This window comes from Xanthomonas vasicola pv. musacearum NCPPB 4379, assembly GCF_000277895.2.
In the GTDB taxonomy this organism is placed as follows: Bacteria; Pseudomonadota; Gammaproteobacteria; order Xanthomonadales; family Xanthomonadaceae; genus Xanthomonas; species Xanthomonas vasicola.
The window spans coordinates 2,940,607-2,959,716 of the sequence record NZ_CP034655.1; the positions used below are offsets into that span (position 1 = coordinate 2,940,607).

At 63.6% G+C, this 19,110-nt stretch carries 19 protein-coding genes; 8 read left to right on the plus strand and 11 right to left on the minus strand.

The window, feature by feature from the left end; genetic code table 11:
- Positions 1-172: 172 nt before the first annotated feature.
- The 4 genes from mtnA to ligA all read right to left on the minus strand — a co-directional run bounded on the left by mtnA (position 173) and on the right by ligA (position 6,052).
- Positions 173-1,237, minus strand: coding sequence for an S-methyl-5-thioribose-1-phosphate isomerase (gene mtnA, locus KWO_RS13660; RefSeq protein ID WP_010366601.1), 1,065 nt, complete (start codon positions 1,235-1,237; stop codon positions 173-175).
- 548 nt (positions 1,238-1,785) lie between these two features.
- Positions 1,786-2,472 (minus strand): DUF3011 domain-containing protein, encoded by a 687-nt coding sequence (locus KWO_RS13670; RefSeq protein WP_010379590.1) that lies wholly within the window; start codon positions 2,470-2,472, stop codon positions 1,786-1,788.
- A gap of 110 nt (positions 2,473-2,582) precedes the next feature.
- A complete protein-coding gene (epmA, locus tag KWO_RS13675; RefSeq protein WP_010379589.1) occupies positions 2,583-3,545 on the minus strand; it encodes an EF-P lysine aminoacylase EpmA in 963 nt (320 codons plus the stop codon).
- On the minus strand, positions 3,542-6,052 hold the full coding sequence (ligA, locus tag KWO_RS13680) for an NAD-dependent DNA ligase LigA (protein ID WP_017113394.1): 2,511 nt from the start codon (positions 6,050-6,052) through the stop codon (positions 3,542-3,544). The genes epmA and ligA overlap by 4 nt, the downstream gene beginning before the upstream one ends.
- Before the next feature lie 193 nt (positions 6,053-6,245).
- Between ligA and KWO_RS13685 the strand changes: the two genes are divergently transcribed.
- A complete protein-coding gene (locus KWO_RS13685) occupies positions 6,246-7,370 on the plus strand; it encodes a pyridoxal phosphate-dependent aminotransferase (RefSeq protein WP_010379587.1) in 1,125 nt (374 codons plus the stop codon).
- Positions 7,371-7,573: 203 nt separating this feature from the next.
- On the opposite strand, the gene KWO_RS13690 is transcribed toward KWO_RS13685, so the two are convergent.
- The 7 genes from KWO_RS13690 to KWO_RS13720 all read right to left on the minus strand — a co-directional run bounded on the left by KWO_RS13690 (position 7,574) and on the right by KWO_RS13720 (position 14,493).
- A complete protein-coding gene (locus tag KWO_RS13690; protein WP_010366588.1) occupies positions 7,574-7,957 on the minus strand; it encodes a hypothetical protein in 384 nt (127 codons plus the stop codon).
- A gap of 6 nt (positions 7,958-7,963) precedes the next feature.
- On the minus strand, positions 7,964-8,695 hold the full coding sequence (zipA, locus tag KWO_RS13695; protein ID WP_010366586.1) for a cell division protein ZipA: 732 nt from the start codon (positions 8,693-8,695) through the stop codon (positions 7,964-7,966).
- A gap of 56 nt (positions 8,696-8,751) precedes the next feature.
- Positions 8,752-12,255: a chromosome segregation protein SMC gene (gene smc, locus KWO_RS13700; RefSeq protein ID WP_010379585.1), complete on the minus strand. Its 3,504-nt coding sequence runs from the start codon at positions 12,253-12,255 to the stop codon at positions 8,752-8,754.
- A gap of 210 nt (positions 12,256-12,465) precedes the next feature.
- A complete protein-coding gene (gene rplI / locus KWO_RS13705) occupies positions 12,466-12,915 on the minus strand; it encodes a 50S ribosomal protein L9 (protein ID WP_010379584.1) in 450 nt (149 codons plus the stop codon).
- 229 nt (positions 12,916-13,144) lie between these two features.
- On the minus strand, positions 13,145-13,375 hold the full coding sequence (gene rpsR, locus KWO_RS13710) for a 30S ribosomal protein S18 (protein ID WP_005991243.1): 231 nt from the start codon (positions 13,373-13,375) through the stop codon (positions 13,145-13,147).
- Positions 13,376-13,386: 11 nt separating this feature from the next.
- Positions 13,387-13,818: a 30S ribosomal protein S6 gene (gene rpsF / locus KWO_RS13715; protein WP_005991245.1), complete on the minus strand. Its 432-nt coding sequence runs from the start codon at positions 13,816-13,818 to the stop codon at positions 13,387-13,389.
- Positions 13,819-14,154: 336 nt separating this feature from the next.
- A complete protein-coding gene (locus KWO_RS13720) occupies positions 14,155-14,493 on the minus strand; it encodes a HesB/IscA family protein (RefSeq protein ID WP_010366576.1) in 339 nt (112 codons plus the stop codon).
- Between the two features lie 204 nt (positions 14,494-14,697).
- Between KWO_RS13720 and asnS the strand changes: the two genes are divergently transcribed.
- The 7 genes from asnS (at position 14,698) to KWO_RS13760 (ending at position 19,104) form a co-directional block, all read left to right on the plus strand.
- The gene (gene asnS, locus KWO_RS13730) at positions 14,698-16,092 is read left to right on the plus strand and encodes an asparagine--tRNA ligase (protein ID WP_010379582.1); all 1,395 of its coding nucleotides are present in this window, start codon (positions 14,698-14,700) and stop codon (positions 16,090-16,092) included.
- Between the two features lie 28 nt (positions 16,093-16,120).
- Entirely contained in the window at positions 16,121-16,471 is a 351-nt protein-coding gene (locus KWO_RS13735) for a hypothetical protein (RefSeq protein WP_017113602.1), read from the plus strand.
- Entirely contained in the window at positions 16,468-16,773 is a 306-nt protein-coding gene (locus tag KWO_RS13740; RefSeq protein WP_010366568.1) for a hypothetical protein, read from the plus strand. The genes KWO_RS13735 and KWO_RS13740 overlap by 4 nt, the downstream gene beginning before the upstream one ends.
- On the plus strand, positions 16,770-17,096 hold the full coding sequence (locus tag KWO_RS13745; protein WP_010366566.1) for a hypothetical protein: 327 nt from the start codon (positions 16,770-16,772) through the stop codon (positions 17,094-17,096). The genes KWO_RS13740 and KWO_RS13745 overlap by 4 nt, the downstream gene beginning before the upstream one ends.
- Position 17,097: 1 nt before the next feature.
- Positions 17,098-17,736, plus strand: a complete 639-nt coding sequence (locus KWO_RS13750) for an FMN-binding negative transcriptional regulator (RefSeq protein WP_010379580.1) — start codon at positions 17,098-17,100, stop codon at positions 17,734-17,736.
- Between the two features lie 86 nt (positions 17,737-17,822).
- A complete protein-coding gene (gene can / locus KWO_RS13755) occupies positions 17,823-18,485 on the plus strand; it encodes a carbonate dehydratase (RefSeq protein WP_017113603.1) in 663 nt (220 codons plus the stop codon).
- Positions 18,486-18,573: 88 nt separating this feature from the next.
- On the plus strand, positions 18,574-19,104 hold the full coding sequence (locus KWO_RS13760) for a 3-hydroxyanthranilate 3,4-dioxygenase (RefSeq protein ID WP_026112524.1): 531 nt from the start codon (positions 18,574-18,576) through the stop codon (positions 19,102-19,104).
- The last annotated feature ends 6 nt before the right edge of the window (positions 19,105-19,110 follow it).

Here is a 19,110-nt window from a genome sequence, read left to right on the forward strand (position 1 = left end):
CCGCGTCGGGCGCGCCCTTGCATCAGGCTGCCTTCCCTACGCTCCCGCCGATCGATTCAAGCGCCGGATTGTACCACGGCAGGCCACTCCGATGCCTCCGGTTTACCAGCCAGAAACAAGCACTTGGAGGGAGTTTCAGCGGCGTTGGCAGCCTGTCGGCGGCGCGCGTGACTCAGCTGCCGAAGGCCGCCTGCATCCGCGCCAGGTCCGGCTGCGTGATCACGCCGCGTTCGGTGACGATCGCATCGATCAGATCGCCGGGGGTCACGTCGAACACCGGGTTCCAGGCATGGATGCCGTCGGCCACCGTCCGGACCCCGCCCACGCCGAACAATTCGCCCGGATCGCGTTGCTCGATCTCGATCTGGTCGCCGCTGGCGGTGGCCATATCCACCGTCGACGACGGCGCCACCACCATGAATTTGACGCCGTGGTGGCGTGCGGCGATCGCCAACTGGTAAGTACCGATCTTGTTGGCGGTATCGCCATTGGCACAGATGCGATCGGCGCCCACGATTACCCACTGCACCAGCCCGGACTTCATCAGATGCGAGGCGGCCGAATCGGCGATCAGGGTGGCGTCGATGCCATCCTGCTGCAGCTCCCACACGGTCAGGCGTGCGCCCTGCAGCCACGGCCGCGTCTCGCCGGCGAACACCTTGGCGATGCGCTGCTGCGCCATGCCGGCGCGGATCACACCGAGCGCGGTACCGAAACCGGCGGTGGCCAGCGAGCCGGTGTTGCAATGGGTCAGCACGCCGCTGCCTGGCGCGATCAGTGCGGCGCCAAGCGCGCCCATATGACGGTTGGCGGCCAGGTCTTCATCGGCGATGGCCTGCGCTTCACGCGCGATCACCTCGCGCCAGTCGGCGCCGGCCGCAGCCAGCACCCGGCGCATGCGCATCAGCGCCCAGGCCAGGTTGACGGCGGTCGGACGCGCCGCGTTGAGCCGCAGCAATGCCGGCTCGAGCTTCTGCAGCGCGGCGCTGCCATCATCAGCGTCGATGTCGCGCGCGGCCAGCACCACGCCCCACCCGGCCGCAATGCCGATCGCCGGCGCACCGCGCACGGCCAGCGAATGAATCGCTTCGGCCACCGTGTCGCTACTGTCGCAATGCAGATGCTCCACCACGAAGGGCAGCTTGCGTTGGTCGAGCAATTCCAGGGCATCGCCGGTCCACAACAGTGGGCGGATGTGGTCGTAGCGGGCGTAATCGATATGGGCGCTGTCGTTCATTGACCTATTGTAAGGCGCGCGGGCAGCGCAGTCAGTGGACTGGCAATGCTCAGTCCGCCGTCCTGGCGCAGCAATCATCAAGCGCGACAGCCTGGTTGGTCGAGGGTGCTGTGCTCTCGCCACTCGCCAGACGCGCCGCAAGCACGTCCTTGTCGGCGCTGTGGCTGCATCAATCCCGCGATACGATCCTGCAAGCGGCAAGGGCACAGCACCAGAAAGTTTGCCGGTTGCATTTGAATGCCTAGCTGCCGATCGCGTTGCACTGTGACGCTGATCCAACGCGGTGTGATCGAAGCAACACGCCGGCTGCCCTTGCAAGCGTGCACGCCGAGCATCTCGACTGGCCCCTGCCCGCCCAGCATCACGGGACCTTATGCGGCATGGATGCCGCCTAAGAGCTTAGAGGGACGGACTTGCAGCAAGTCCCGCGCCGCTGGGCGGGCAAGGGCCCTGCAGCCAAACCGCAGATCGATCGCCCCACAGCGAAGACGTCAATCTTCCGCCTAGCGATACCGACGTGCCGGTAGCGCAGCAGCCTTGCCACCCGCTCAGTCGACGATGAACTCGGCGCGGCAGCCGTCGTTTACCCATACCCCGTCACGGCTCCAGCCCCAGGTCTGGCCTTCCACGCACGGCGTTTTGGACATCTGCCGGCCCAGGCGCACCGCACGTTCAACCGACACGCCGCAAGTGCGGCGCGCGCTCTTCTTCGATTCGCAGGTGATCATGCGCGGCACCGAGACGAAGCCGGAGCCGTCTTCGGCGCCCACCTCGAATTCGCCATCGCAGCCACGCGACACCCAGATCTCGTTGCGGCGCATGCCCCAGGTGCGCCCTTCCTTGCACGGCCACATCGAGCGTTGCCGCAGCAGCCGCACCGGCGCACCACGCAGCAGCACCGGGCACGCCACCGTTCCGCCATTGGAATCACAGCGCACCACGCGGCGCATCACCGTTGCGGTTTGCGCGCGGGATGCTGCGAATTCGGCGCGACAGCCCTGTTCGACCCACACGCCATCGCGTTCGACATCCCATTCGCTGCCGCGGATGCAACTGGTTTCGGAGAGCTGGCGCACCAGCTGCACGCCTTGGGAGGTATCCATCTCGCAGTGCACGCGCGCCAGGTCCTTGGACTCGCAGCGCACCACGCTGGCGGCGCGGTCGGAAGCACGCGCATCGGCGAGCATCAGCAGCGGCAAGCACCACAGACCGCATAAGCTGATCAGCCACTTCATGCCGACAATCCTCACCCCGAAACGAATCTTCGTCGCGCCCCCGTGGACGCGAAGATGAGAGCATCATCGATGTGAAGAAAGCAATACGGCGCCGATGACAGCGCGATGACTCAGGCGTGGGCGAAGTCGAACGCCAGCACGTCGGCAATCTGTGCGGTGCCGCGCAAGGCCATCAACAAACGGTCTACGCCTACCGCCACACCGGCGCAGTCGGGCAACTGCGACAACACAGCGAGCAGGCGTTCATCCAGCGGCAGCTGCGGCAATCCACGCGCCGCACGCACGGCGTTGTCGCGCACAAAGCGCGCACGCTGTTCCTGCGCATCGTTTAGTTCGTGATAGCCATTGGCCACCTCGAAGCTGCCCAGATACAACTCGAAGCGCTCGGCCACCGGCGGGTCGTCGTTGCGCACACGCGCCAGTGCGCATTGGCTAGCCGGCCAATCGTGCACCACCGTCAACGTGTCGCTGGCAAAGCCCGGCTGGATGCGATGGGTCATCAGCAGGTCCAGCCAATCGTCGCGGGTGAGGCCAACCGGATCGATGGCCACGTCATGCAGCGCGGCGCTTAGCGTTTGGATCGGATCGCGCAGCGGGTCGATGCGCAACGTCTGCAGGAACAGTTCGCGATACGTCAGCACCTGCACTGCGGCCTCGCGGCCGACCAGCGCCAGCGCGCGGCGTACCAGCGCGATGGTTTCCTGCGCCAGGCTGCGATCGTTCCAGCCCACCCGATACCATTCGAGCATGCTGAACTCGGGGTTGTGACGGCCACCCGCTTCGCCATTGCGAAACACCCGCCCCAGTTCGTAGCAATCGCCCACGCCGGCCGCGAGCAAGCGTTTGAGCGGATATTCCGGCGAGGTGCGCAACCAGCGCAGCGGCGCGCCGGCATCCACATGGCCGGTAAAGCGCGTGCTGAAACTTTCGATATTCGGTTCGGTGTTGCCGGCCTCCGAAAGCACTGGCGTTTCCACTTCCAGCACGTTGCGCTCAGCGAAAAAAGCGCGGATCGCGGCATTGAGCTGCGCCCGCAACTGCAGCGCAGCCAGATCGACCTGCGCCGCACTCATGGCTGTTGGCCGTGTTCGCTCAGAAAGGCCAGCAAGCGGGCTTCGTCCCAGATGTCCACGCCCAGCGATTGCGCCTTGTCGAGCTTGGAACCGGCTTCTTCGCCGGCCACCAGAAACGCGGTCTTCTTGGAGACACTGCCAGCGACCTTGGCACCCAATGCTTCCAGCCGCTGCTTGGCGGCATCGCGCGTGAGCGCAGCCAAGGTCCCGGTGATGACCACGCTCTGGCCATCGAGCGGGCCGGTCTGCAGCGCATCGGCTTCCGGTAGACGCGCCAGCACTGTCTCCATCGCCTGCTGCGCGGCGCTTGCCAACGCGGCGTTTTCTGGGCGATCCAGCCATTGCAGCAAGGCGGCCACCACGGGCGCAGGAACGCCGGCCTGTTGCAAGGCATCGGCACCGGCCGTGCGCAACGCAGCGAACGAATCCACCGCAGCGGCAAGCTGCTGCGCGCGCACCGGCGTCACCTTGGGGATGTCCATGTCTTCGAGCACGCTGGCAAAACTCAATGCCTCGCGCAGCTTGGGCGATGGCGGATGCGTGTCGCCGATGCGCACGCCACGCTGCAGCAGATCGTCGATGGCCTGCTGATTACCGGGCTGGTCGAGAAAGTGCCCGAGCGCACGCGCCACTTCACCACCGATGTCCGGCACGCGCTTGAACAGCGGCCACGGCAGATGGCGAATCAATTCCAGATCGCCAAACCAGGCCGACAACGCCTTGGCTGTGCTTTCGCCCACATGCTCGATGCCCAACGCAAACAGGAAACGCTCCAGCGTGGTGTCGCGCGATGTTTCGATTGCCTCGATCAGATTCTCCGCCCACTTGGTGGCGATTTTTTTGCGATTCCAATCGAACTTTGGCAGACCTGCGCGCAGCAGATCGGCCTGCCAGGTCGGCGGCACTTCGCGCTCGCCGGCCATGTCCACGCCGATGCCGACCACCGTGGTTTCCAGCTGTGCATACGCGCCGCTGGCCAGATGCTCGCGCGCTTCGCGCAGGAACGCATGCGGGCTTTCGGCGGTGCTGATCATGCGCAGTTGCAGCAGCTGATCCACAGTGAGCAGATAGATATCGGCCACACCTTGCACCAAGCCGCTGTCGACCAGCACTTCGATGAATTTTTCGCCCAGACCATCCACATCCATCGCGCGCCGCGAGACGAAATGCCGGAAGGCTTCCTTGCGCTGCGCCGGGCAGGTCAACTCGCCGGAGCAGCGCCACACCGCCTGGCCCTCTTCGCGCACGATTTCCGAACCGCACACCGGGCATTGCGTGGGCATCTGCCACGCCTGGGTGCCGGGCGGGCGCTGGTCGGCCACGACCGCAGCCACTTCGGGAATCACGTCACCGGCGCGGCGCACAATCACCGTATCGCCCACGCGCACATCCAGCCGCGCAATCTGGTCGGCGTTATGCAGCGTGGCATTGGTGACGATCACCCCGGCCACATGCACCGGCTTCAAGCGCGCCACCGGCGTGGCCGCACCGGTGCGACCGATCTGGATCTCGATGGCCTCTACGACAGTCAATTGCTCCTGCGCCGGAAATTTGTGTGCTATTGCCCAGCGGGGCGCCCGGGAGACAAAACCCAAAGTCTCTCGCCAGTCATGACGATCAACTTTGTACACAACCCCATCAATGTCATAAGGCAGGGAATCGCGCTTATCTTGAATATCCCTATAAAAATTAATACACCCAGATGCACCTAAAACAACCGACGTCTCTTTGGCAACAGGAAAGCCGAAATCTCTCAAAATTTGGAGCACGTCCGATTGAGTTTCAGTTAGCGTGAACCTCTCCAGATCAACGCCCCCATAGGCGAAGAATTTGAGCCCCCTCTTTTTGGACTCTTTTGGATCAAGCTGCCTCACCGCACCTGCAGCACCGTTACGAGGATTTGATAACGGTTTTATGTTATTTAACAACGCATACTCATTATACTTCTCGAAACTAGAGCGAGGCATATAAACCTCCCCTCTCACCTCAATAACCCCTGAATCCGGCACTTTACCGCGCAGCCTCGGCGGAATACCACCTGCAGCCCGGACAGAGTGAGTAACGTCCTCCCCGAACGTGCCATCGCCGCGTGTAACTGCACGGCGCAAGACACCATCGATATAAGTAAGGCTTATCGCTAGCCCATCGAATTTTAGCTCCGCGGAGTATTGAACCGAGTCCGCGTCCGGCAGAGACAGGCTTTGCCTAACACGCCTATCGAAGTCGACCACTTCGCTCTCATTAAAAGCGTTCCCTAATGACAACATTGGAGAATTATGCTTAACAGCCAGCAGCGAAGAGACTGGGGCACCAACTCGCTGCGTCGGGGAATCAGGCGTTAGAAGATTTGGATGGCTAGCTTCCAAATCATCCAACTCTCGTAGAAGTCGGTCGTAATCGACGTCCGGAATCAGAGGCTCATCCAGCACGTGATAGCGGTAATTTGCATCTTCGATCAAACGACGCAGGGTATCGATACGTTGGACAGGATCCGGGCTGACAGTCATCGGGGGGAGAGGCAGTGGCAGAAACGACTCGCTATTCTACCGAGTGCATCCTTCCACGGACGTGCAGAACGATAGCCAGCATTTGCCGGACCGGCGATCGGACAGAAAGCCCTGGCGGGTATTTTCCGATAGGCAGACAGGCACAAACCGGCTAGCGTGGCGCCCTCTTTGCCGCCGCCTCTGGAGTTCAACCGTGTCGTTGCCCGTCTCGCGCCGTTCGTTTCTCAGCCTGGCCACCACCGGCGTGGCGGTTTCCGCACTGGGGCTAGCACCCACGGCCGAGGCGGCCCGCAAGCGCGCTGCGGCACCGGCAACCCCTGGCGTGGCCGCAGCGGCCGGCACGGTGTACCTCAACCTCAATGAGCACCCGCTCGGACCTACCCCGGCGGCGATTGATGCTGCCACGCGTTCGCTGCCGCGCTCGGGCCGCTACCTGCTCGAGATGGAGCAGGATCTGCGCAACCTGATGACCGGCGAGCTGCAGCTGCCGAACGATCACCTGTCGCTGTTCCACGGCTCGCGCGACGCGCTGAACCTGGCTGCCAGCCTGTTGACCTCCGCGCGCGCCGGGCTGGTGGTGGCCGACCCGAGCTTTGACCCATTGGTCGAAAGCGCTATTGCCCGCGGCGTGGCCGTGCGCAAGGTGCCGCTGCGTGCCGACGGCGCGCACGACGTCAAGGCAATGGCCAAGGCCGACCCGACCGCCGGCCTGATCTATCTGTGCAACCCAGGCAACGCCAGCGGCTCGATCACTGCGCGCGCCGACATCGAATGGCTGCTGGCCAACAAGCCGGCCAGCGCCGTGCTGGTGGTGGACGAGGCGTACATCCACTACAGCAACGAGCCGTCGGTGGCCGATCTGGTGCGTCAGCGCCAGGATCTGATCGTGCTGCGCAGCTTTTCCAAGCTGTACGGCATGGCCGGCCTGCGCCTGGGCGCCGCCCTGGCCCCGCCCGGCCTGCAAACCAAACTCGCCGCATTCGGCAGCAACCCGTTGTCGGTTCCGGCGATGGCCGCCGGCATCGCCAGCCTGCGCGACCCGCTACTGGTACAGACCCGCCGCGCCGACAACGCACGCGTGCGCGACGAAACCATCGCCTGGCTCAAGGGCAAGGGCTACACCTGCCTACCCTCGCAAGCCAGCTGCTTCCTGCTGAACGTCAAGCGCGATGCAAGCGTGTTCGCCGATTCGATGCAAAAGCAGGGCGTCATCGTCGGCCGCAGCTGGCCGATCTGGCCCAAGCGCGTGCGCGTCAGCGTCGGCACCGAGGCGGAAATGCTGCGCTTTCGCGAGGCGTTCGGTAAGGCCAAGCGCTAACCTTTCTTCTTTGGAAGAAAATGGCTTTGCTGTGACCGCTCACCTTCTTCCCTTGGGATATTGCCCGGCTTCCACGGGGGAGAAGGTGCCCGCAAGGGGCGGATGAGGGTGCCAGCGAAGCCTGGCGTTGTTCAACTGCACGAGTGCTTCGCCCGGACCCTCGCCCCAAACCCCTCTGCCGCGGGGAGAGGGGCCCTGGATTTCTACTGATCAACCGCCTCAGGCTCCGGTGCCCGCAGCGTGCGCCGGATCCAGAAATAACTGATCACGAAAGTCAGTGCCATCGAGCCGGCGTTCCATAGCAGCAGCTCGCGCAGCATCGGTGGGCCTTGCAGGATGTGCAGGTAGTAGCGGCGATCCAACAGGGCGATGGCATGCGGCATGAACACGCTGACGAAGGGCGTTGGCACCGGCGCGACCAGCAACGTAATCACCGCAGCAAAGCCCACGACCAGCCAGGGTGAATTCCGCGGGCGTTTGCGCAGGCGCGTGGCGATCCTGGTAAATATCCACAGCAGCGGCATTGCCAAGATCGCCCACAAGACCAGCAACAACGCCACCGCCAACACGCCCTGCAAACTCAACATTTCAACTCACCAGCGCGGCGACTTGGTCAGCGGCGGTGCCTGATGCTGGCGGTCATAGGCACGCAACTCGTCGCGGATATGCGCCACACGCTGGCGGCCCAATGCGTTGCGGCTGTCGTCCAGCACCACGCCATCGAGCAGTTCGGCCATGCGCTGCACGGTGGGCAGCATTTTTTCCCAGGCATCCAGCGCGGTCATCGGCGCCGGCAGCGTGAGGAAGAACGCAATCGCCGGCGTCTGCATCTCGCGGATGTTGGCCATGTCGAAACTGCCGGGCTTGAGGATGCTGGCCATGCTGAAGATCGGTCCGCGCTCCGGGTGCCCTTCCACCAGGCGGTGAAACACGTTCATGTGGCCGAACACCAGCCCGGTCTTCTCGGCGGCCACCACCACGTCTTCGCCACGCAGCACCTGGCCCGCCTTGGCGGCAACGAACAACGACACGATCTTGTCGAAATCCTGGTTCGGGCGCTTGCCCACCTCGTTGCCGCCGGAAGCATCATGCCCCTCCAGGTTGAGCTCGCTCTGCTCGATGCCTTCCGCGCGTTCTGCTGCGTCACCTTCCGCACCGAACTCGCTGGAAATCACCGGTTCGCGCCGTTCGCGCGGCTGGCCTTCGTCCTTGTCGACCCGGCGCCCTTGCGGCGATTTCTTCGGGCGACCAAACAGGAAGATGGCCGCGACCAGCAGCAGTCCAGCGATCAGGATCCCGATCCGGATCATGGCCATGTCGGACATTCAGCGTGCCTCCGCATAAGAGTGACAGGTGTCTATATTCCAATAAGCATGGCACGTCATGCCGCACCCGCCAAACGTGCGGCTTCTTCCAGGTCCACGCTGACCAGGCGGCTGACGCCCGGCTCGCGCATGGTCACGCCGGAGAGCTGACGCGCGGCTTCCATCGTGGCCTTGTTGTGGCTGACGAACAGGAACTGCACCTTCTCGCTCATCTCGCGCACCATGTTGGCCAGGCGGCCGACATTGGCTTCGTCCAGCGGCGCGTCCACCTCGTCGAGCAGGCAGAACGGCGCAGGGTTGAGCTGGAAGATCGCAAACACCAGCGCCACCGCGGTCATCGCCTTCTCGCCGCCGGAGAGCAGCGAAATGCTCGACACGCGCTTGCCCGGCGGACGCGCCATGATGGTCACGCCGGTGTCGAGCAGGTCTTCGCCAGTGAGCTCCAGATACGCATGCCCGCCGCCGAACAGCCGCGGATACAACGCCTGCACGCCTGAGTTGACGCGGTCGAAGGTGTCCTTGAAACGGCCGCGGGTTTCGCGGTCGATCTTGCGGATGGCTTCTTCCAGCGTTTCCAGCGCGGTATTGAGGTCCAGGTTCTGCGCGTCCAGATATTCGGAGCGCTGCGCGGCCTCGCCGTATTCCTGGATGGCGGCCAGGTTGACCGGCTCCAGGCGCCGCATGCGCCCGTCGATCTGGCCGACGGTTGCTTCCCATTCGGCCAGGTTGGCCGACTCGGGCAACCCGTTGACCACGTCTTCAAGCACGAAACCGGCTTTGACTACCGCTGCCGCCAACTGCTCGGCGTTGAGCACCAGCGCCTGTTGATCGAGCTTGCGCTGCGAAATGCGTTCGCGCTGCGCCAGCGCCTGTTCGTCGCGCTGCTGACGGGTTTGTTCGAAGCTGCGTAGCTCGCTGTCGATGCTGTCGAGCATGGTGCGCGCTTCGCCCAGCGCGCGTTCGGTGCGCACGCGCTCGCTCAAGGCGGCTTGATGTTCGTGCTCCAGCGTTTCCACCGGCGAATCGCCTTCACTGAGCTGTGCGACAAGGTCTTCCAGGCGCGTGTCGAGCTGGCCGCGCTGGCTGTCCATGCGCTCCAGCGTCTGGCTCAGGGACGCAATCTGGGTACGTTGCGACTCCAGCGTCAGCGCCAGTGCATGCATCGCATCGCGCACGCCGCGTGCGGCATCGCGCGCTTGATCGCGTGCATCGGTGAGCTGACGACGCTCGCTTTCCAGCGCTTCGCGCGTGCCCTGCAGATCGCCCATCAAGGTGACCGCATCTTCGAGCTTGGCGCGCGCCTCGCGTGCCTGTTCGCGGCTGGTGTCCAGGGTTTCCAGCAGCTGCGACAGCTCGGTTTCGATGCGCTCGATGCGCGTGCGCGCCGCATCCACCTTGCCTTGCTGACTCTGCAATTGCCCAGCGAGTTCGGAGACGCTGCGATGCGCCATGTACAGCTGGCGCTGTGCGTCCTCGCGTTGCTGCTCGGCCGCCAGCAGTTGTTCGCGGAAACTGGCGAGCTGATGCTCCAGCTCGGCTTCGCGCTCCTGCAAGGTTTCGATCTGCGTGCGCAACTCCTGAATCTCGCGCTCGCGCAGCAGCGCGCCCTGCTTGGCCGCGCCGGAGCGTGAGACGCGCACCCAGCCCTCGCCCAGCCGCTCACCACTGCGGGTGATGACGGAATCGCCTTCGGGCAGGCTGCGTTGCAGAGTACGCGCGGCGTCCAGATCCTCAGCGGTGTGCAAGCGCGCGAGCAGGCGCCGGATCGCGATCGGCCCCTGCACCTTGGCGGCCAACGAGGTCGGCGCGAAGCGCGCGTCATCCGTCGCGCTGGACACCAGCGCGATGCGGCCATCGCCTAATTCACCCAGCGCATCGACCAGTTGCTCCGGCGCATCCACCAGCACGCCTTCGATCAACTGCTCCAAGGCGCCTTCAACTGCATTTTCCCAGCCGCTTTCCACGCTGATGCGCTCGCCGACGCGCGCTGCAGAATCCAACCCGCGCGACTTCAGCCATGCCACTGCGGCGCCCTGCTCCTGACCGAGTGCGGCTTGCTGCAAGGTTTCCAGCGACGATAGCCGGCCACGCGCAGCCTGTGCCTGCTTGCGCACGTCGGCCAGCTCGCCCTGGCTGGCACGCTGCTGTTCCTGCAGCCCGCCGAGCGCGTGCTTGCGCGCCTCGACCTGCTCGGTCAATCCATCCAACGAGGTCTTCTGCGTTTCATGGCGCAGTTCGATCTGCTCGAACGCCTCGGCCAACGCATCCAGGTCCAGCCCGGCACGTTCGTTGACCAACGCTTCGCGGCGACGATCGGCTTCCAGCGCCTGGCGGTCCAGGTAATCGACGCGCGTGCGCTCCACTTCGCCGGCGCGCGAGGCTTCGCCGGTATCGCGGTTATGCGTCTCCCAACGTTGCTGCCAGTCGGCCAGCCGCGCTTCGGCTTCACGCAGCGACTCCTGGCGGAATTCGTGGTCTTCGCGCAGTTGTTCCAGTTGCGGCTCGGCAGCGGCCACCGCTTCGCGCAGCACACTCAATTTGGCCGAGTCGCCGCTGATGTGCTGGGTCAATTCCTGCAGCTGGCTCTGCGCCTCATCGCGCGCCTTGTGCAAGCGATGCGAGAGTTCGCGCTGATGCTGGATCTGCTGCTCGATGCGCGCCAACGCACCACCGACCTGGTAGACATCGGCCTGCGCCTTGGCCACCGCTTCGGCGGCCTCTTCGCGGCGCACGCGGCCGGTCTCGATACGCGCTTCGGCATCGCGTTGTTCGGCGATAAATTGCTGCAGGCGGGTCTCTTCCTGATTCAACTTTTCGCGCAGGCCCTGTAGCTGTCCATCCAGGCCGCGGTATTCCAGCGCCTTCCACTCGGCATCCTTGATCCGGCGCTCTTCCTGCAACGCTTGGTACTGCTCGGCCTGCCGCGCCTGGCGCTGCAGATGCGCCAGCTGCTTGGTGATTTCTTCGCGCAGGTCGCCCAGGCGGTCGAGGTTTTCGCGAGTATGCCGAATACGCGTTTCGGTTTCCTTGCGGCGTTCCTTGTACTTGGAAATGCCGGCGGCTTCTTCCAGATACACGCGCAGATCTTCCGGGCGCGCTTCGATGATCTGGCTGATCATGCCCTGCTCGATGATCGAGTAGCTGCGCGGCCCCAGACCGGTGCCTAAAAACAGATCGGTAATATCGCGGCGGCGGCACTTGGTGCCGTTGAGGTAGTACGCACTGGTGCCATCGCGGCTGACCAGGCGCCTGACCGAGATCTCGTTGAACGAGGCGAACTCACCGCTGATGGTGTGATCGGAATTGTCGAAGATCAGCTCCACCGTCGCCTGCGACACCGGCTTGCGCGCCGACGAGCCGGAGAAGATCACGTCGGTCAGCGAGTCGCCGCGCAGGCGGCTGGCCGAGCTTTCGCCCATCACCCAGCGTACCGCATCGATGATGTTGGACTTGCCGCAACCATTGGGGCCGACGATGCCGGTCATATTGGTGGGCAGGTGCAACGTGGTCGGGTCGACGAACGACTTGAAACCGGACAGCTTGATCGTAGACAGGCGCATGGGGACTGGAGATTCCGGGCACCGCGCGGACCAAGCCGGCAGGCGCTTTTTCCTGTGAAGCCAGCGCCCAAGCCCTTGATCCATAAGATCTGCGGGCCGTGGAACCGGCAATGGGGCATGAGTATAACGGGCATGCCAGCACTGGCGGCGGCGCCCCAAAAACGAAGGGCGCCTAACAAGGCGCCCTTCGGATCACACATACGGCTTGGATCAGGCGTCGGATTCGACGATGACCTTGACCGTGGTTTCCACGTCTGCGTGCAGGTGCAGCACAACGTCGTACTCGCCGACATTGCGGAATGCGCCTTCGCCCAGGATCACTTCGCTCTTTTCCAGCGGCAGGCCGGCGGCGGTGAACGCCTCGGCGATGTCGCGCGGGCCAACCGAGCCGTACAGCTTGCCTTCGGTCGACGCGTGCGCACCGATGGTGACGCTGGCGCCTTCGAACTTGGTGGCGCGGCTCTGTGCGTCGGCAAGGATGCTGTTCGCCTTGGCTTCGTACTCGGCGCGCTTGGTTTCGAACGCTTCGACGTTCGCAGCGGTGGCCGGCACGGCCTTGCCCTGCGGCACGAGGAAGTTACGGCCGTAGCCCGGCTTGACACTGACCTTGTCGCCCAGGTTGCCCAGGTTGGTCACTTTCTGCAGAAGAATCAGATCCATGGTGGTGCTCCGTTATTCGTTAGCGCCGGCATGTGGCGGGCGCAACGGGTGCTGTCCGAAAAGACGGGATTCGGGAATCGGGATTTGGGAATCGCAAGAGCACGATCAACACCGCATCTCCAATCACCAGGCGTCTATCAATTCAATCACCCGCACATGGATGTGCGGGCTTCTGTGAGGGACTCACACAAAGCCTTGCGGGCCTTTGTGAGGGAGTCACATCAACGACTTAAACGTCGTGGTTGTCCGTGTACGGGATCAGCGCCAGGAAACGCGAGCGCTTGACGGCCGTCGCCAGCTGACGCTGATACTTGGACTTGGTACCGGTCACGCGGCTCGGCACGATCTTGCCGTTCTCGGTGAGGTACTGGCGCAGGGTGTTGAGATCCTTGTAATCGATCTCTTTGACGCCCTCGGCGGTGAACTTGCAGAACTTGCGACGACGGAAGAACTTGGACATGACAGCGCTCCTTAAGCGGCTTCGGCGTTGTCGCCGTCGGTATCGGTGGCAGCGGGGGCATCGCCCTCTTCATCGTCACGACGACGACGCTCGCTACGCTCGGGCTTGTCGCCCTTCTCGTCCTTGCTCTTCATGATCAGCGACTGCTCGGTGTCCGGGCCATCGCGCTTGACGACCAGGTGACGCAGCACCGCATCGTTGAAGCGGAAGCTTTCCACCAGCTCGCTCAGCACGGCCTGGTCGACTTCGATGTTGAGCAGCACGTAGTGCGCCTTCACCAGGTTCTGGATCGGGTAGGCCAGCTGACGGCGGCCCCAGTCTTCCAGACGATGGATGGTGCCGTTACCGCCCTCGATCAGCGACTTGTAGCGCTCGATCATGGCCGGGACCTGCTCGCTCTGGTCCGGATGGACCAGGAACACGACTTCGTAATGACGACTCATGTTGTTTTACCTTTCGGATGTGGCCACGTGGGCCGGACAGCTCCCCGGACATCCGCGCAAGCGGCCGGTGGAGCAAGGGTTCCACCCGGAACCGGGCAGGAAGCAGGAAATTATGGCAGTTCAGGCGGTTAGCCGCAACTGACCGAGCAAGGGGGGAGACTTTCAATGCCCTCTCCTGCGGGAGAGGGGTTGGGGTGAGGGTACGGGGCAAAGCCACGCATGTCGTTCAACCACGCGAGGCTTCGCGCCGCACCATCATCCGCGTCTACGGGGCACCTTCTCCCCCATGAAGGAGGACAATGTCCCGCAGGGAGAAGGGATAGCGCGCTGGCGGGCTCAGCGATGCTCGTCCGCCGTGGTAAAGCTTTCCCCGCAGCCGCATTCGGCGGTCGCGTTGGGATTGCTGAAGGTAAACGTCTCGCTGAGGCCGTGCTTGCCGAAGTCGATGCAGGTGCCATCCACCAGCGGCAGGCTGGTGGGGTCGACGAAGATGCGCACCCCGCCCTGTTCGAATACCGCGTCGTCGTCGCGCGCCTCGCGCGCCAGGTCGGTGACATGGCCCCAGCCGGAACAACCGGTCTTGGTCACGCCAAAGCGCAGACCCAACGCACCCGGGGTCTGCTGCACGAAACGCTGCACGCGCTCCAGCGCGGCGGGGGTGAGGCTGACGGCCATGGGGGCACTCCAAAACAGTGGTGGCAAGTATAACGAGGCCGCAACGACCCGGCGCAATGCTGAGCGGCGGCGTCTGCAACAGATGGGGGCAGCACGCGCCTGCGACAAGCGCAGCCGTCGGCAACCCGTTCAGACGCTCGCGCCGGCGCAGTCGCAGCCAGTAAACTCGCAGACCATTCAAGGTCGCTACGGCGAGGAACAGTCATGACGGTGGTCAGCGTTGAACATGCGCTTGCGGGGAAGCTCCCCGACGGCGGCGAAGTCACGGTACGGGGGTGGGTGCGCACATTGCGCGGATCTGCCGGGCTGGCCTTCATCAACGTAACCGACGGCTCGTGCTTCGCTCCGATCCAGGTAGTGGCCAACGATACGCTGCCCAATTTCGATGAGGTCAAGCGCCTGACCAGCGGCTGCTCGCTGATCGCCAAGGGTGTGTTGGTGAAGTCGCAGGGCAAGGGCCAGTCGTTCGAGATCCAGGCCAGCGGTGTGGAGATTGTCGGTTGGGTCGAAGACCCGCTGACCTATCCGATCCAGCCCAAACCGATGTCGCCGGAGTTCCTGCGCGAAGTGGCGCATCTGCGTCCGCGCACCAACCTGTTCGGTGCGGTCACCCGCATCCGCAACTGTCTGGCGCAGGCGGTGCACCGCTTCTTCCATCAGAACGGCTTCAACTGGATCAGCACACCGATCATCACCACCTCCGACGCAGAAGGCGCCGGGCAGATGTTCCGTGTTTCCACGCTGGACATGGTCAACCTGCCGCGCGATGGCAGCGGCAATGTGGATTTCAGCCGCGATTTCTTCGGCAAGGAAACCTTCCTGACTGTGTCCGGCCAGCTCAATGTGGAGGCGTACTGCCTGGCGCTGAGCAAGGTCTACACCTTCGGCCCGACCTTCCGTGCCGAAAACAGCCACACCACACGCCATCTGGCCGAATTTTGGATGATCGAGCCGGAAATCGCCTTCGCCGATCTGGCCGAAGACGCGCGTCTGGCCGAGCAGTTCCTCAAGTACCTGTTCCGTGCAGTGCTCGACGAGCGTGGCGACGACCTGGCGTTCCTGGCCGAGCGCGTGGACAAGAACGCAATCGCCAAGCTCGAAGCGTTCATCAATGCACCGTTCGAGCAGATCGACTACACCGACGCAGTGAAGTTGCTGCAGAACTCCGGCAAGAAATTCGATTTTCCGGTGGAATGGGGCCTGGACCTGCAGACCGAGCACGAGCGCTGGTTGACCGAAGAACACATCGGCCGCCCAGTGGTGGTGACCAACTATCCCGAGCACATCAAAGCGTTCTATATGCGCTTGAACGACGACGGCAAGACCGTTGCGGCGATGGACGTGCTGGCGCCGGGCATCGGCGAAATCATCGGCGGCAGCCAGCGCGAAGAGCGCCTGGACGTGCTCGACGCGCGCATGGCGCAGTTTGGCCTGGATAAGGAGCACTACAGCTGGTACCGCGACTTCCGTCGTTACGGCTCGGTGCCGCATGCCGGCTTCGGCCTGGGCTTCGAGCGTTTGGTGGTGTACGTGTGCGGGCTGAGCAACATCCGCGACGCGATCCCCTACCCGCGCGCGCCGGGCAGCGCGGAGTTCTGAGGTGACGGATGCGGCGGCCACGGTCACCATGTACCACCCGCTGGGGCAGGAGGAATACGCCTTGGTGCGCGACTCAGGCAACCGCCGCTGGCCGCCACGGTTGCCTGAGCAACCGATCTTTTACCCAGTCACCAACCAGCGCTACGCCGAGGAAATTGCGTCGCGCTGGAACGTCAAGGACAGCGGGCTTGGCTATGTTGCGCAGTTCGAGGTAAGCGCAGCGTTCGTCGAACACGATGCCATCCAAAACGTCGGCGGCGCACACCACACCGAGTGGTGGATCCCGGCCGAAGAGTTGGATGCGTTGAATGACACTATTGCCGGCCTCAATGACATCATCGGCCAGTTCGATGCCCGGCCCACGGAGCACGAAACATGACTCTGTTCTTCGCACTGTGTTTCGTCGGAGTCGCCGTCGCCGGGTTGACCGCGCTGCTGATCTTCTGGCCGCTGACCCTGGTGCACATGCGCGACCGTCATCCGGATGCGTTGGCCAGTTTCGGCGACCCGGCCTTCATCAGTCCCGTGGCGTTGCGCTGGTTGCTGGCGCGCCGTTACCGCAGCTACCGCGACCGTGCACTGTCCGGTCTGGCCACACCCGCCTGGCTATCGCTGCTCACCATTTTTTTCGGCCTGGGCATGGCGGCCCTGCTTGGCCTGCTTTCCAAGGTAATGCAATGACAACGTACGAAGACACCACGCAGGGCGCGCACGACTCCTGGTGGCTGGCCACGATCGGCCGCACCCTGATCTGGGCGCGCCTGCGCGTCAATGAAGCTGGCACCGCCGAAGTGTTGGACAGCGATGGCAAGACGCTGCCCTACGACAGCGAAGACAGCGCACGCGCGGCATTGTTCGACGCCGAGTTCGTCGCGCTGGATGGGCTGGATGAAGAAGACGCGCTGATCCGCGGCTTTTCGCTGCATGAAGTCTCGCCGCCGCAGGGCGACGACGATGCCGACCTGCGTGCGCGCATGGTGGTGAACATGGGCGGCCGCGCCTGATATGTATGCCCCGCGCGCGTTTGCGCAGACCGATCTGGCCTTGCTGGACTGGCTGTTTGCACGCGATGCATTCGTCACCCTGATCAGCCAGGGCGATGACGGCCAACCGGCGATCTCGCATTTGCCGGTGCTGTATCAACGCGATGGGCAGGCTGTCGTGATCGAAGGCCATTGGGCACGCCCCAATCCGCAGGCGCGCACTCCTGGCGATGCCGTGATCGTGCTGCAAGGGCCGCATGCTTACGTGTCGCCCAGCTGGTATCTGGACAAGGAAGCGGCGGCGCGCGTGCCCACCTGGAACTACGCGGTTGCGCATCTGCATGGCCGCTGCAGCCAGGTCAGCGATGAAGACGCGCTGGGCGGGTTGATCGCACGCATGAGCGCGCATTTCGAGCAGCGCGTCGGTAGCGATTGGCAGTTCGAGATGGAGCGCGACAGTCATCGTAAGCAACTGCGGGGTCTGGTTGGCTTCCGCTTCGTCCCAAGCCGCATCGAATTGACCTTCAAGCTGAGTCAGAACCACCCGGCCGGCAATATCGCAGCAGTGAGCGATGCGCTGGCGCAACAGGCATCGGCCGATTCGCACGAGGTCGCCACACTGATGCGCGATGCATTGCGCGCACGCGATGGCGCAGCCTGAGAGCGGCGCGCCGAGAGTTTTCTCGCATCACGGTTTCAGGGCTCTTCTGCATTCCCCTCTTCCCTTGTCGCTGGAAAATTTCGCGCATGAACGAACTCAACCATTTACTTGAAAACAACCGCGCATGGTCCGAGCGTATCCGCCGCGAAGACCCGGAATTCTTTTCCAAGCTGTCGACCCAGCAAACCCCGGAATATATGTGGATCGGCTGCTCCGATTCGCGCGTGCCGGCCGATCAGATCATCGATATGGCACCGGGCGAAGTCTTCGTCCATCGCAATATCGCCAACGTGGTGGTGCATACCGATCTGAATTGCCTGTCGGTGATCCAGTTCGCAGTGGACGTGCTCAAGGTCAAACACGTGCTGGTGGTTGGCCATTACGGCTGCGGCGGCGTGTTCGCCAGCCTGACCCAGAAGCGCATGGGCCTGGTCGACAACTGGATCCGGCACGTCACCGACGTGGCCGACAAACACGAAGCCTGCCTGCACGACGCCGGCGATCTGCCCGTGCAGCACGCGCGTCTGTGCGAGCTCAACGTGCTCGAACAGGTGGTCAACGTGTGCCGCACCACCATCGTGCGCGATGCCTGGGAGCGCGGCCAGGAACTGTACGTGCATGGCTGGGTGTATAGCTTGCGCGATGGCCGCGCACACGACATTGGCATGTCGATCGACCGCCATGAGTTGCTGCAGGAGCGCTACGATGCGGCGCTGGCGAAGATCCAGGCCGATCGCGCCGAACGCTGAGCCGCACGCAAATGCACGGCCAACCGCCGCATCCATGTGGGGCTGCCGGTTGGCTATGCTGGACACCTTCTCCGCCGAGGAACCCTCGATGCTGATTCCGCCGATCAACCTGCATGCCTGGATCGAGGAACACCGCCACCTGCTCAAGCCGCCGGTGGGCAACAAGTGCATCCAGCAGGATGGCTTCATCATCATGATTGTCGGTGGCCCGAACGCGCGCACCGACTATCATTACGACGAAGGCCCGGAATGGTTCTTCCAGCTCGAAGGCGAGATGGTGCTGAAGGTGCAGGACGATGGCGTGGCGCGCGACATCCCGATCCGTGCCGGTGAAATCTTTCTGCTGCCGCCCAAGGTGCCGCACTCGCCGCAACGCGCTGCCGGCTCGATCGGCATCGTGATCGAGCGCGTGCGTTTGCCACATGAGCAAGATGGCCTGCAGTGGTACTGCCCGCAGTGCAATCACAAGTTGTACGAGGCGATGTTTCCGTTAAAAAACATCGAAACCGACTTCCCGCCTGTGTTCGATCATTTCTACCGTTCGCTGGGGCTGCGCACATGCACCAAGTGCGGACACGTGCACCCTGCGCCTGAGCGCTACGCCACCGCCGAACAATGAGTCGGC

Excerpts from the sequence above, each read along its gene's own strand:
- rpsF (WP_005991245.1), bottom strand. The coding sequence starts at position 13,818 with ATGAGTCGTCATTACGAAGTCGTGTTCCTGGTCCATCCGGACCAGAGC.
- smc (WP_010379585.1), bottom strand. The coding sequence starts at position 12,255 with ATGCGCCTGTCTACGATCAAGCTGTCCGGTTTCAAGTCGTTCGTCGAC.
- rplI (WP_010379584.1), bottom strand. The coding sequence starts at position 12,915 with ATGGATCTGATTCTTCTGCAGAAAGTGACCAACCTGGGCAACCTGGGC.
- KWO_RS13735 (WP_017113602.1), top strand. The coding sequence starts at position 16,121 with ATGTACCACCCGCTGGGGCAGGAGGAATACGCCTTGGTGCGCGACTCA.
- KWO_RS13745 (WP_010366566.1), top strand. The coding sequence starts at position 16,770 with ATGACAACGTACGAAGACACCACGCAGGGCGCGCACGACTCCTGGTGG.
- zipA (WP_010366586.1), bottom strand. The coding sequence starts at position 8,695 with ATGTCCGACATGGCCATGATCCGGATCGGGATCCTGATCGCTGGACTG.
- mtnA (WP_010366601.1), bottom strand. The coding sequence starts at position 1,237 with ATGAACGACAGCGCCCATATCGATTACGCCCGCTACGACCACATCCGC.
- rpsR (WP_005991243.1), bottom strand. The coding sequence starts at position 13,375 with ATGTCCAAGTTCTTCCGTCGTCGCAAGTTCTGCAAGTTCACCGCCGAG.
- KWO_RS13670 (WP_010379590.1), bottom strand. The coding sequence starts at position 2,472 with ATGAAGTGGCTGATCAGCTTATGCGGTCTGTGGTGCTTGCCGCTGCTG.
- asnS (WP_010379582.1), top strand. The coding sequence starts at position 14,698 with ATGACGGTGGTCAGCGTTGAACATGCGCTTGCGGGGAAGCTCCCCGAC.
- ligA (WP_017113394.1), bottom strand. The coding sequence starts at position 6,052 with ATGACTGTCAGCCCGGATCCTGTCCAACGTATCGATACCCTGCGTCGT.
- KWO_RS13760 (WP_026112524.1), top strand. The coding sequence starts at position 18,574 with ATGCTGATTCCGCCGATCAACCTGCATGCCTGGATCGAGGAACACCGC.
- KWO_RS13740 (WP_010366568.1), top strand. The coding sequence starts at position 16,468 with ATGACTCTGTTCTTCGCACTGTGTTTCGTCGGAGTCGCCGTCGCCGGG.
- KWO_RS13690 (WP_010366588.1), bottom strand. The coding sequence starts at position 7,957 with ATGTTGAGTTTGCAGGGCGTGTTGGCGGTGGCGTTGTTGCTGGTCTTG.
- KWO_RS13750 (WP_010379580.1), top strand. The coding sequence starts at position 17,098 with ATGTATGCCCCGCGCGCGTTTGCGCAGACCGATCTGGCCTTGCTGGAC.
- KWO_RS13720 (WP_010366576.1), bottom strand. The coding sequence starts at position 14,493 with ATGGCCGTCAGCCTCACCCCCGCCGCGCTGGAGCGCGTGCAGCGTTTC.
- epmA (WP_010379589.1), bottom strand. The coding sequence starts at position 3,545 with ATGAGTGCGGCGCAGGTCGATCTGGCTGCGCTGCAGTTGCGGGCGCAG.
- can (WP_017113603.1), top strand. The coding sequence starts at position 17,823 with ATGAACGAACTCAACCATTTACTTGAAAACAACCGCGCATGGTCCGAG.